The organism is Lysinibacillus sp. BPa_S21 (assembly GCF_023337795.1).
GTDB lineage: Bacteria > Bacillota > Bacilli > Bacillales_A > Planococcaceae > Lysinibacillus.
Genome location: NZ_JALIRS010000003.1, coordinates 304,843 through 318,028, shown reverse-complemented (window position 1 = coordinate 318,028; position 13,186 = coordinate 304,843). Strand labels below are relative to the sequence as shown.

Below are 13,186 nucleotides of genomic sequence, written 5' to 3'. Positions count from 1 at the left end.
ATAAGATGAATAAAATTTTATTTTTTGATGTAGATGGTACACTTTATAATAGTGAGAAACGATTACCTGCTTCAGCGAAAGAAGCTCTTTTTGAAGCTCGTCGTAATGGATATGAGTTAGCGATTGCAACTGGGCGAGCACCTTTCATGATTCAATCCTTACTTGAAGAGCTAGATATTGATACGTACATAACCTTTAATGGACAATATGTCGTTTATAAAGGTGAGGTTGTCTATACAAACGGTATTGAAAAAGACGAACTAACTAAGATTATTGCCTTTGCTGCAGCGCGAAATGAACCTGTTGTATTTTTAGACGATCAGCGAATGATTGCGTCAGGCGGAAACAATGCTTGGGTGGCAGAAAGCTTAAATACATTAAAATACCCGTATCCAGAGATAGACTCAACTTATTATATGCAGAACAGTGTCTATCAAACACTTATATTTATGGAAGAAAAAGATGAACCTATGTATCGGGAAGCATTTCCAAACGTACAATTTGTACGCTGGCATCGCTATTCTTGTGACATTTTACCAAAGGGTGGGTCAAAGGCTGCTGGTATTGAAAAGGTGCTTGAAAGAATGGGACTTACGATAGAAGATGCCATTGCTTTTGGAGATGGTATGAACGATATTGAAATGCTACAAGCTGTAGGGACTGGCGTGGCGATGGGGAATGGACATGAGCGCGTAAAAGCTGTTGCTACCCATATTGCAGAGCATGTAGATGAGGATGGTCTTGCTAAAATCATGCGCCAATTAAACATTATCTAAAAAAGCAACTAGTTGTAAGAATTGACTACAACTAGTTGCTTTTGTATTTATTCAATGTCTTTAATAGTTGTTTTTACTATTTTCAACTGTACATCTTTATTTGTGAAATGATTGATTGTGTCTTTAGAGAGCGCGGAATCTGTAATAATCATATCTACCTCATCTACTGGACAAACTTGAATAGCAACATCTTTATTAAATTTCGAAGAGTCTGCTGCTACATATACAGTTTGAGAAATATTAATAATTTGTTTACGGGTAATTGCCTCTTCTAAACTGAAATCTGAAATTCCTTTTTCAATAGATACACCACTAGCACAAATAAATGCTTTGTTAATATTAAGGTGATCGAATCGGAAGAAGAAATCATTAGACGTTACGGATTTTTCGGAGTGACGAACTTTACCACCTATGATGATCACTTCAATATTGGAGCCAATTAAATCGAAGGCTACAGGAAGTGAGTTTGTAATGACTGTTAATTTTTCTTTCTCTAATAAAAATGGTGCCATTTGAAAGGTAGTCGTCCCGCTATCTATAAAAATACATTCCCCATCTTGTACTAAAGAAGCGCATGCTTTTGCAATGGCGATTTTTTCAGTTAATTGGTCATGAAGTCGTTGATCTATCAATCCTTCAGCAGGCTCGATATATTTAACGCCGCCATAAAACTTCTCTATCTTCTTTTCCTGAACAAGCTGTTGAATATCACGACGGATTGTTTCCATTGAAACGTTGAACTCTTTTGTGAGGGTTACTAATTTTACTATCTTATGTTCCCGTACGAATTGCAGAATATGTTGTTGCCTTTCTATTGTATACATTTCATCACCTCTACTACTAATTTACTCTAAACACTCGCAACTTTGTCAACAACTGGTCAAGATTTACTTAACATTTACACAAATCTGGATGTCCCTTTACAAATTGTCCCTATACTAAAGTTAAGAACTAAAGAGAGGTGAACAATTTGTTGGAACTAAAAAATATCTCGAAAAACTATAAAGATAAAAAAGTTTTAATGAATATAAATTTAAACATTCAACCTGGTGAAATCGTGTCGTTATTGGGACCGAGCGGCTGTGGAAAAACAACTTTACTCAATATTATTTTAGGTCTTACGCAACAAACAAATGGACAGCTTCTATACAATGGACAAGATATTTCGAATCAATCAATGAGAGATCGCGGGTTTAATATTGTTTTTCAAGACTTTGCATTGTTTCCTCATTTAAATGCGTATGACAACATCGTGTATGGTTTGAAAAATATAAAAGAAGCTATGTCAAAAATGGAGGTTCAGGAATATATAGACTTTTTAGAACTGACTCCACATTTACATAAAAAGATTCATGAATTGTCAGGTGGACAAAAACAGCGTGTCTCTATAGCTAGAACACTCGTGATGCAGCCTAAAATTTTATTGTTAGATGAACCTTTAAGTGCGCTTGATGGAGTGATAAAAGAATCGATTAAGGAACGTATTCAATCTATTGCTCGCCAATTTAATCTAACAACAATTATTGTAACGCATGATCCGGAGGAGGCTCTTACGCTATCGGATAAAGTTCTAATTATTAATGAAGGAACTGTTTCGCAATTTGGAACACCACAGGAAATATTACATACACCCGAAAACCAATTCGTGGAAGATTTTATATTAAGGCAGCTCCATATAAAACGTCATAACATTTATCAGCTATTTGGAGAGTCTTATGCTTAAAACAAATAAAATGATGAAATTGATTTTTCTCCCGATTATATTCTTTTTTATATTCTTTCTAATTGTTCCGTTACTTTATATGTTTTGGCAGTCTTTAAAAAAGGGGAAAGCCATCACCATTCAAAACTATGTGGAAACATTGCAAAATGTAGAGATTCGTGATGCGTTTTTAAATAGTTTTCAAGTTTCCTTAGTAGCGGCTTTGATCACAACAATTATCGCTTTTTTATTGGCGTATGCTGTGCATTTTACAACGATGCATCGCTCTACGAAAAAACTTGTCCAAGTTGGTATTACTTTGCCAATGCTTTTACCGACCATTACCTATGGTTTTGTCCTGATTTATACCTTTGGCAATCAAGGGATTATGACGAAGATATTTGGTCAGCCCTTATTTACGGTATATGGGTTTAACGGTTTGTTAATTGGTTATGTACTTTATACGTTACCTGTTGCCTTTATATTAATGCAAAATTCTATGCAATACATCGATAAGCGCTTTCTGCTAGTTTCCATGCTGATGCATGATCGTCCATTACGAAGATTTTATCATACAGTATTGCGACCGATGCTAGGGACGATTGGCGGGGCATTCATATTATCGTTTGTTTTAAGCTTTACAGATTTCGGGATCCCTGCGTCAGTTGGTGGTGGTTACAAAGTTATTGCAACTGAGCTATATCAAGCAATGCTTGGCTCCATTGTACATTTTGAGAGGGGTGCGGTGATTTCGATTTTCATGTTAGTGCCTGCTGTACTTGGAGTTGTTATGTTAACTATTTTAGAACGCTTTAATTTTCAATATAAGCAAGTTTCTAAAAGTGACCTCGTTGTTCACCGGTTACGTGATGTCATGTTTACTGTTTTCTCATGGGTCTGTGTGGGCGCAGTGTTCATCATGTTTTCAACAATATTTATTGTCCCTTTAACGAAGGGCTATCCATATGATTTCAGCTTTACTTTAGAGCATGTGAAAAACGTCTTAGCTGAACAGGGCTTGAAGCAAGTCTATATGAATTCACTAATTGTTGCTGTGTTGACAGCGGTTTTAGGAGTAGGTGTAGCATTTGTAGCCGCTCTATTAAATGTAAGAACACCACTTAAAGGAAAGAAAAGCTTAGATCTTGCTTCGATGATTACGAATACTGTGCCAGGTATGGTACTTGGTCTTTCTTATTTGTTTTTCTTTACCGGCAGTAGCTTGAAGGGGACTTTCCTTATCGTTATTGCGTGTAATATTGTTCACTTCTTTACGACGCCCTATTTAATGGCGAAAAATTCATTGCAAAAAATGGATCCGACATGGGAAGTGACAGCTGAGCTATTAAAGGATTCGTGGTTAAAAACGGTCATTCGTGTAATTTTGCCGAATATTAGACCTACGATTTATCAAATGTTTAGCTATTATTTTTTAAATGCCATGGTGACTGTTAGCGGGGTAATTTTCCTTGTCAGTACGAAAACGATGCTTGTATCGACACGTATAAAAGAACTTCAACATTTTGCGAAGTATACAGATATTTTTGTCCTATCGATTTTTATTTTATGTACAAACCTCATTGTGAAATTAGGTTGTGACTATATAGCAACACCAAAAGAAAAAACAAAGGAGCATACAGATGAAAAAATCAACAGTAATGATGTTAGGTACAGTTAGCACTGCCATTGTTTTGGCTGCTTGTGGAGGAGCGGAAGCGGGTTCGAAAGATCAAGTCATTATTTATTCAAATGCGGATGATGAAGCCGTTCAAGTAATGGAAGCAACATTAGATAAAAAGGGTTATGAAGGTAAGTATTTAATCCAATCATTCGGAACTTCAGAACTGGGTGGGAAAATAATGGCTGAGGGGAAAGACATTGAAGCGGATGTCGTTACAACAGCTTCTTATTTTATCGAAAGTGCACAAAAATCTAAGTCAATGTTTGTAGATTTATCTTCTGATTTAAAGCCTCTAGATGGTGGTACTACATTTGCATTACCGATTTTAGGGAATATCGGGTCAATTTTTATCAATACGGATTTATTAAAACAAAAAGGGTTGCCAGTTCCAGCATCAATAAAGGATTTAACAGACCCTGCTTATAAAGATATGTTGTCATTTCCGAATATTCTAGATTCGTCAACAGGTTGGTTATTAGTGCAAGCGATTATAAATGAGTATGGCGAAAAAGAAGGCAAAAAGATATTAGCTGATTTAACTAAAAATGCTGGACCGCATATCGAAAGTTCAGGATCTGGGCCTATTAAAAAAGTGAAAACCGGCGAAGTGGCTGTAGGGTTTGGTCTACGTATTCAAGCGATTGATGCTAAAAAAGAAGGGCTACCGATTGATTACATCGATCCGATAGAAGGTAATTTTACATTAACTGAATCAGTAGCCGTGGTAGATAAAGAAGGGGATGAAGCGCTAGCGCGTGACATAGCCAAAATAATATCAACGGAGGCCCGCCCTGATTTATTGAAGCAATATCCTGTAGCCCTTTATGAAGGTGAGCAAGTCAATGAAGAGTATGTGCCTAAATATTTGAAGAAATGGGACACAACATTAACGGTTGATCTATTAGAAAAACATCAAGCTTTCTTTAAAGAAGCGCAAAAATAAGGAGATATTGATTTAATGAATAGCTATAAATTGTTAACGCCAGGACCATTAACGACAACTGAAACAGTAAAACAAGTGATGTTAAAGGATCGTTGCACATGGGACGATGATTATAAAACGGTCACACAAACAATACGTAAGCAGCTTTTGGAGTTAGCGCAAGTAAAAGAAACCGATTATACAACTGTTCTTATGCAGGGAAGTGGTAGCTTTGTTGTGGAATCTGTGTTAACAACTGCAATTGGAGATGAAGATAAAGTCCTTATTATCACAAATGGTGCTTACGGTGAACGCATTGTTGATATGGCAAAAGTACTTAAGCTACAGCATACGGTCTATAGTGTTCCTTATCATGAACAACCGTCACCACTCCAAGTGAAAACGCTGTTGGAAAATGATTCAACAATAACGCATGTTGCCGTTGTACATTGTGAGACGACAACTGGCATATTAAATCCTATAAGTGAAATAGGAGACGTTGTGAAAGGGTTGAATAAAACGTTTATTGTTGATGCGATGAGTAGCTTCGGTGGCGTACCAATGGATGTATCGGTAATGGGGATTGATTATTTAATTAGCAGTGCCAATAAATGTATCCAAGGAGTACCAGGCTTTGGATTTGTGATAGCGAAGATTGAGGACTTAGAAAAGTGTAAAGGGCAAGCTAGAAGCGTTGCGTTAGATTTATATAATCAGTGGGAAGTAATGGAAGTGGATGGGAAATGGCGTTTTACATCACCTACACATGTTGTGGCTGCTTTTGCGAAGGCAATAGAGGAGCTAGTGGAAGAAGGTGGAGTCCGTGCTCGACACGAACGATATGCGACGAATAATCGTATACTTCGCGCTCGTTTGCAAGAGCTTGGGTTTAATGCTTATATTTCAGAGGATCTACAATCACCTATTATTACAACGTTTTTATTCCCTTATGAAGGTTTCTCCTTCGAACATTTCTATCATGCGATGAAAGAAGCAGGTTTTGTTATTTATCCGGGGAAATTAACGGATATGGATACATTCAGAATTGGTAATATTGGGGATATTCATGAAGATCATATGAATACACTATGTAAGGTTATCGAAAATTATATGGCGGTGATGAAAAAATGAAGATTGAAGCGATTATTTTAGATTGGGCAGGTACAACTGTTGATTTTGGCTGCTTTGCTCCTGTGAATGTTTTTCTTTCAATTTTTGAAGATGCGGGCATCGAGGTAACGCTAGAAGAAACACGCAAACCGATGGGCATGCTGAAAATCGATCATATTCGTACAATGCTAGAAATGCCTAGAATTCGTGAGGCATGGAATCAAAAGTATGGACGACATTTTACGGAAGAGGATGTCCAGGCGTTATATGTGCAGTTTGAATCAAAGTTAATGGAGTCATTAGCAACTTACACTGATCCGATTCAGCATGTGAAAGAAACCATACATCAATTAAAAGAAGCGGGTATTCGTATCGGTTCTACGACGGGGTATACTGACTCAATGATGGGGGTAGTGACTCAACATGCAGCAGCAAATGGATATGAGCCTGAATTTTTAGTAACGCCTACTCAAATAGGAGATAAAGGACGTCCGTACCCATATATGATATTTAAAAATATGGAGGCATTAGGTATTAAGGCAACAAAGCAAGTTGTGAAGGTTGGAGATACTACTTCAGATATTCAAGAGGCTTTAAATGCAGGTGTATGGGCTGTTGGTGTTATTGTTGGAAGCTCTGAAATGGGGTTATCACAAGAAGAATTTATGGCCTTGTCAGAAGAAGAGCAGCAAGAGGCTATTGAAAAAACAGCACTAGTATTTAAAGAAACGGGTGCACACTATACAATTCGAACAATGAAAGAGCTGCCAGCGTTGCTTGAAGAAATTAATGAACGTTTAGGACAAGGAATAGTCATGGTGTAAACATAAAATATCACAACGAGCTGGAAAGAAAGGAGACCCCGCAGTTTAAAAACTGCAGGATTTGCTTTCTTTCTGTGCTTTTAATCACGCTCATATGGTGTTGAATCTGGGATTTCCGCAAATGGATTTTTTTCATTAATGCGATCGTAAAACATAATGCCATTAAGGTGGTCTAATTCGTGTTGGAAGGCTATAGCAGGCATGCCTTTAAGTCGCATTTTTTTCTCTTCACCGTCAACTGTTTTAAATTTAACTGTAACACGAGCATGACGTGGTACATAGCCTGGAACATTGCGATCTACAGAAAGGCAGCCTTCACCCGCTGGAAGGTAAGTGTTTTCTACAGAGTGGCTAACGATTTTTGGATTGATCGCTACAAAACTTAATTGTTCGCCATTGTCATCTGTTAAATGAAGGGCAAACATACGATGTAGGCTATTTACTTGATTGGCAGCTAATCCAATGCCACCGCGTAAATTATATTTATCTGCCATTTCAGGATCTTGGCTGTTTATTAAATATTGAAGCATATCTTCTGCAAGTTGTTTTACTTCATCAGTTAAAGGAAATTTGACCTCCTCAGCTTTTGTGCGTAAAGTCGGATGACCTTCGCGAATAATATCATCCATTAAAATCATATATGAATCTTCCTTTCAACTTTATAGTGCTTACTAATAATTATACATCACGTCTTAAAACAATCACATGAAAAAAGACCTTATTTGAATATACTTAAAAAATTATTATATAGCTATTAGATTGTCTAGAACTGGGCATTCTACTATTGGTAATCATGAAAGGAAACTAAATTAATGAGCGCTTCTACTATGTTGTTATAATACAGTTGTTGTGGATTAGTGGTACAGTGTGAAACAGAGTTGTTTAATCGTTACTTTAGAAAAAATCTTTGTTTATACGCGTAATATATGATTGACCGACGGTATTTTATTCAGTATACTGAGTGCAAAGAATAAGTTGTACTAGTTGAAACAGTGATTTATTTTAATACAGCTGAAAGGGAGATGTGACAAATGAGCAAGAAAAACAATAATATTTTTGATGCTAAACAAACGCTGACTGAAATCGAAGATAAGTTTGAAATGTTTCAAATTTTGAATGAAGAAGGCGAAATTATAAATGACAATGCAGACCCAAAACTATCTGATGAGGAGCTAGTTGAGTTAATGACGCGTATGGTTTATACACGTATTTTAGACCAACGCTCTATTTCTCTTAACCGTCAAGGTCGATTAGGCTTCTATGCGCCAACGGCTGGGCAAGAAGCATCGCAACTTGCTTCACACTTTGCATTAGAAAAAGAAGACTGGATTTTACCTGGTTACCGTGATGTACCACAAATCGTATGGCATGGTTTACCTTTAGATAAAGCGTTTTTATTCTCACGTGGTCATTTTATGGGGAACCAAGTTCCTGAAGGCGTAAACGTATTAGCACCTCAAATCATTATCGGTGCACAATATATTCAAGCAGCAGGTGTAGCTCTTGGTATTCAAAAACGTGGTAAAAAGGCTGTGGCTGTAACTTATACAGGTGATGGTGGCTCATCGCAAGGGGATTTCTATGAAGGCATTAACTTTGCAGGTGCGTTTAAATCACCAGCAATCTTCATTGTACAAAATAACCAATATGCAATTTCAACACCTCGTGAATTACAAACAGCTGCGAAAACAATTGCTCAAAAAGGTGTAGCAGCAGGCTTACCAAGTATTTTAGTTGATGGAATGGATGCGCTAGCAGTTTACGTAGCAACACGTGATGCACGTGAGCGCGCAGTTAACGGCGAAGGTCCAACATTAATTGAAACAATGTGCTATCGCTATGGTCCTCATACAATGGCAGGGGATGACCCAACGCGTTACCGCACATCGGATACAGATAGTGAATGGGCACAAAAAGACCCTCTTGTACGCTTCCGTAAATATCTAGGGGCGAAAGGTTTATGGGATGAGCAAAAAGAAGAGGCTGTTATTGAACGTGCAAAAGAAGAAATTAAAGAGGCAATCAAGAAAGCCGATGCTGCTCCAAAACAAAAAGTAACAGAGTTAATGGAAAACATGTATAAAGGCGAAATGCCATCTAATTTAAAAGAACAGTATGAAATCTATAAAGAGAAGGAGTCGAAATAACCTATGGCACAAATGACAATGATTCAAGCAATTACAGATGCACTTCGCACAGAATTAAAGAATGATGAAAACGTTCTTGTATTCGGGGAAGATGTAGGTGTCAACGGTGGGGTATTCCGCGCAACTGAAGGCCTACAAAAAGAATTTGGTGTTGACCGCGTATTCGATACACCATTAGCAGAATCAGGTATTGGTGGCTTGGCAGTTGGTCTTTCTCTTCAAGGTTTCCGTCCAGTTCCTGAAATTCAGTTCTTCGGCTTTGTTTATGAAGTAATGGATTCTATTAGTGGTCAATTAGCACGTATGAGCTATCGTAGCGGTGGTGTCTATAATGCACCAGTAACAATCCGTTCTCCATTTGGTGGTGGTGTACATACACCAGAAATGCACTCAGACAGCTTAGAGAGTTTGATGACAGCACAACCAGGGTTAACGGTTGTTGTACCATCTACACCATACGATGCTAAAGGCTTACTGATTTCATCTATTCGAAATGATAACCCAGTCATTTTCTTAGAACATTTAAAATTATATCGTTCATTCCGTGAAGAGGTACCAGAGGAAGCATATGAAATTCCACTAGGTAAAGCGGATGTGAAACGTGAAGGTAAAGACCTAACAATCATTGCCTATGGTTTAATGGTTCACGAAAGCCTAAAGGCTGCAGAAGAGCTGGAAAAAGAAGGTCACTCTGTAGAGGTTATTGATTTACGTACAATCCAACCAATTGATATTGAAACAATTATTGCGTCAGTTGAAAAAACAGGTCGTGCAATCGTTGTACAAGAGGCTCAAAAACAAGCAGGTATCGCTGCAAATGTGGTGGCTGAAATTACAGAACGCGCGATTTTAAGCTTAGAAGCACCTGTACTTCGTGTGGCTGCACCAGATACTGTGTACCCATTCCCACAAGCTGAAGGTGTTTGGTTACCAAACTATAAAGATGTAATGGAAACAGCGAAAAAAGTTTTAACATTCTAACTTCTTTCAGCGGAGTCTCCCACTTCTATAGGTGGTGTGATGAATGCGGTTTGAAGTCACTTTTCAGCGGGTGTCCAAACATCCGCTGAAAGAAGTTAAAGCCTCCGGCGGATGTCACAGAATCGGAAAGGAGTTCTTTGTGCAAGCACAAAGCCGATTCCGGACGCAATTATGCCGAGGCATAATTGATTATATGTAGCTTCTAAACGACTGTAATATAGAAAGGATGGGTACACATGGCATTTGAATTCAGATTACCAGATATAGGCGAGGGTATTCACGAAGGCGAAATCGTGAAATGGTTCGTTAAAGCTGGAGATACAGTAAAAGAAGATGATATTCTTTGTGAAGTACAAAATGACAAAGCAGTGGTAGAGATCCCTTCTCCGGTTGAAGGGAAAGTTGAGGAAGTTTTAGTAGGAGAAGGCACAGTAGCTGTTGTTGGTGATGTCTTAATCCGCTTTGATGCACCTGGCTATGAAGACCTAAAGCTAAAAGGTGATGACCATGCTGAAGCGAAAACAGAGGCTCAAGTCCAAGCAACAGCTGAGGATGGTCAAAAAGTAGAAAAGGCACCTGTTAAAGAAGAGCAGGCTCCAGCGGCACCTCCTGTAAAGACTGAAGCTTTAGCTGTAGCTGATGAGAATAAGCGTGTCATTGCAATGCCTTCAGTACGTAAATTTGCACGAGAGCATGATGTTAATATTCGTGAAGTTCAAGGTACAGGCAAAAATGGTCGTATTTTAAAACAAGATATTGAGAATTTCCTAAATGGCGGAGGTGCTGTAGAAGCCGAAGTAGCACCAGTAGCTAATGAAGAAGCTGTTCAGCAAGAAACAACTGTACAAGCAGCACCAGTAGTCCTTGAAGGTGATTTCCCAGAAACACGTGAGAAAATGTCGGGCATTCGAAAAGCGATTGCAAAAGCGATGGTTCACTCGAAACAAACGGCTCCACATGTTACACTAATGGATGAAGTCGATGTAACAGCTTTAGTAGCACATCGCAAAAAATTCAAAGATATCGCTGCTGAAAAAGGTGTCAAATTAACGTACTTACCATACGTAGTTAAAGCCCTTATTTCAACTTTGCGCGAATTCCCAGAATTTAACCGCTCATTAGATGATGCAACACAAGAGATTATTCAGAAGCATTATTATAATATTGGTATTGCAGCAGATACAGAAAAAGGCTTGTTAGTACCAGTGATTAAACACGCAGATCGTAAATCTGTATTTGCAGTATCAAACGAGATTAATGAATTAGCGACTAAAGCACGTGAAGGCAAGCTTGCACCACATGAAATGAAGGGTGCTTCGATGTCGATTACGAATATCGGCTCTGCAGGAGGACAATGGTTTACTCCGGTAATTAATCATCCTGAAGTAGCAATTTTAGGTATTGGTCGAATTTCAGAAAAACCTGTAATAAAAAATGGTGAAATTGTAGCCGCACCTGTGTTAGCATTATCATTGAGCTTTGATCATCGTATGATCGATGGAGCCACTGCGCAAAATGCTTTAAATCACTTAAAGCGTTTGCTAAGTGAACCAGAATTATTATTAATGGAGGCGTAACAAAAATGGTAGTAGGAGATTTTCCAATCGAAACAGATACTCTTGTCATTGGTTCAGGTCCTGGAGGATATGTAGCCGCAATCCGTGCAGCTCAAACTGGCCAAAAAGTAACAATCGTTGAAAAAAATGTACTTGGTGGTGTGTGCTTAAACGTAGGCTGTATCCCATCAAAAGCATTAATTTCAGTAGGTCACCGTTTTGAGCATGCTAAACATTCAGATGACATGGGTATCATCGCTTCTGACGTGAAATTAGACTTCTCAAAAGCACAAGCATTTAAAGACAGCGTTGTTAAAAAATTAACTGGCGGTGTTGAAGGCTTACTTAAAGGTAATAAAGTTGAAATTGTACAAGGTGAAGCTTATTTCGTTGACGCTCACTCAGTGCGTATCATCAATGGTGAATCTGCTCAAACTTACACATTTAACAATGTAATTATCGCAACAGGTTCTCGCCCAGTTGAAATTCCAACATTTAAATTCTCTGAGCGCGTACTAAATTCTACTGGCGCACTTTCTTTACAAGAAGTACCAGGTAAATTAGTAGTTATCGGTGGAGGCTATATTGGTACAGAGTTAGGCTCGGCTTATGCTAATCTTGGCTCACAAGTAACAATTATCGAAGGCGGAAAAGATATCTTAGCTGGCTTCGAAAAACAAATGACACAAATCGTGAAAAAAGGCCTTAAAAAGAAAGGCGTTGAAATGGAAGTAAACGCATCTGCAAAAGGCGTTGAAGAAACAGAAAACGGCGTAGTGGTAACATATGAAGTTGGCGGAGAAGAGAAAAAAGTTGAAGCTGACTACGTATTAGTAACTGTAGGTCGTCGTCCAAATACAGATGAAATGGGCCTTGCTGAAATCGGTATTGAATTCGGTGAACGTGGTCTGATCAATGTTGACAAACAATGTCGTACAAATATTCCAAACATCTATGCAATTGGTGATATTGTCGCTGGTCCTCAACTTGCTCATAAAGCATCTTACGAAGGTAAAGTTGCTGCTGAAGCAATCGCTGGTGAAAAATCAATCGTTGATTATTTAGCTATTCCTGCTGTATGCTTCACAGATCCAGAAATGGCAACAGTTGGTTATAACGAAGATGAAGCGAAAGCTGAAGGCATCGAATACACTGCAGCGAAATTCCCATTCGCAGCAAATGGTCGTGCACTTGCATTAAACCAAACAGAAGGTTTCGTGAAGCTTGTTGCGCGTAAAGAAGATGGCTTATTAATCGGTGCTCAAATCGTAGGTGCTGGTGCATCTGATATGATCGCTGAAATGGGCTTAGCAATTGAAGGCGGTATGACTGCTGAAGATGTTGCATTAACAATCCATGCTCACCCAACATTAGGTGAAATTACAATGGAAGCTGCTGAAGTATTACTTGGCAACCCAATCCATATTGTAGCGAAAAAATAATAAAGTTCATGAAAACGGCTATAAAGCATCTGCTTTGTAGCCGTT

Annotated in this window: 12 protein-coding genes; 10 read left to right on the top strand and 2 right to left on the bottom strand. The window is 38.3% G+C overall.

All coding sequences use genetic code 11. From position 1 onward, the window contains the following. Positions 1-5 precede the first annotated feature (5 nt). Positions 6-776 (top strand): Cof-type HAD-IIB family hydrolase, encoded by a 771-nt coding sequence (locus tag MOK21_RS07430; protein ID WP_249073302.1) that lies wholly within the window; start codon positions 6-8, stop codon positions 774-776. Between the two features lie 47 nt (positions 777-823). Here MOK21_RS07430 and MOK21_RS07425 read toward each other — a convergent pair whose 3' ends face one another. After that, positions 824-1,600, bottom strand: coding sequence for a DeoR/GlpR family DNA-binding transcription regulator (locus MOK21_RS07425; RefSeq protein WP_249073301.1), 777 nt, complete (start codon positions 1,598-1,600; stop codon positions 824-826). A gap of 146 nt (positions 1,601-1,746) precedes the next feature. Here MOK21_RS07425 and MOK21_RS07420 point away from each other — a divergent pair, with 146 nt between their 5' ends. From MOK21_RS07420 to phnX, 5 genes are read left to right on the top strand one after another with little or no spacing between them, the layout of a single operon-like run. Next, positions 1,747-2,499 carry an ABC transporter ATP-binding protein gene (locus MOK21_RS07420; protein WP_249073300.1) on the top strand — a complete coding sequence of 251 codons (753 nt, stop codon included), beginning with the start codon at positions 1,747-1,749 and terminating at the stop codon, positions 2,497-2,499. Further along, positions 2,492-4,156, top strand: coding sequence for an ABC transporter permease subunit (locus MOK21_RS07415; RefSeq protein ID WP_249073299.1), 1,665 nt, complete (start codon positions 2,492-2,494; stop codon positions 4,154-4,156). The genes MOK21_RS07420 and MOK21_RS07415 overlap by 8 nt, the downstream gene beginning before the upstream one ends. After that, a complete protein-coding gene (locus MOK21_RS07410) occupies positions 4,119-5,102 on the top strand; it encodes an extracellular solute-binding protein (RefSeq protein ID WP_249073298.1) in 984 nt (327 codons plus the stop codon). The genes MOK21_RS07415 and MOK21_RS07410 overlap by 38 nt, the downstream gene beginning before the upstream one ends. Positions 5,103-5,117: 15 nt before the next feature. After that, complete coding sequence (locus MOK21_RS07405; RefSeq protein WP_249073297.1) at positions 5,118-6,212, top strand: 2-aminoethylphosphonate--pyruvate transaminase; 1,095 nt, start codon at positions 5,118-5,120, stop codon at positions 6,210-6,212. Further along, positions 6,209-7,015, top strand: a complete 807-nt coding sequence (phnX, locus tag MOK21_RS07400; protein ID WP_249073296.1) for a phosphonoacetaldehyde hydrolase — start codon at positions 6,209-6,211, stop codon at positions 7,013-7,015. Before MOK21_RS07405 ends, phnX begins: the two co-directional genes overlap by 4 nt. Positions 7,016-7,095: 80 nt before the next feature. Here phnX and def read toward each other — a convergent pair whose 3' ends face one another. Continuing rightward, positions 7,096-7,653: a peptide deformylase gene (gene def / locus MOK21_RS07395; protein WP_249073295.1), complete on the bottom strand. Its 558-nt coding sequence runs from the start codon at positions 7,651-7,653 to the stop codon at positions 7,096-7,098. A gap of 393 nt (positions 7,654-8,046) precedes the next feature. Between def and pdhA the strand changes: the two genes are divergently transcribed. The 4 genes from pdhA to lpdA all read left to right on the top strand — a co-directional run bounded on the left by pdhA (position 8,047) and on the right by lpdA (position 13,141). Next, the gene (gene pdhA, locus MOK21_RS07390) at positions 8,047-9,162 is read left to right on the top strand and encodes a pyruvate dehydrogenase (acetyl-transferring) E1 component subunit alpha (RefSeq protein ID WP_249073294.1); all 1,116 of its coding nucleotides are present in this window, start codon (positions 8,047-8,049) and stop codon (positions 9,160-9,162) included. Positions 9,163-9,165: 3 nt separating this feature from the next. Then, the gene (locus MOK21_RS07385; protein ID WP_079559704.1) at positions 9,166-10,143 is read left to right on the top strand and encodes an alpha-ketoacid dehydrogenase subunit beta; all 978 of its coding nucleotides are present in this window, start codon (positions 9,166-9,168) and stop codon (positions 10,141-10,143) included. 236 nt (positions 10,144-10,379) lie between these two features. Beyond that, positions 10,380-11,720, top strand: a complete 1,341-nt coding sequence (locus MOK21_RS07380) for a dihydrolipoamide acetyltransferase family protein (RefSeq protein ID WP_249073293.1) — start codon at positions 10,380-10,382, stop codon at positions 11,718-11,720. 5 nt (positions 11,721-11,725) lie between these two features. Further along, positions 11,726-13,141: a dihydrolipoyl dehydrogenase gene (gene lpdA, locus MOK21_RS07375; protein WP_249073292.1), complete on the top strand. Its 1,416-nt coding sequence runs from the start codon at positions 11,726-11,728 to the stop codon at positions 13,139-13,141. The last annotated feature ends 45 nt before the right edge of the window (positions 13,142-13,186 follow it).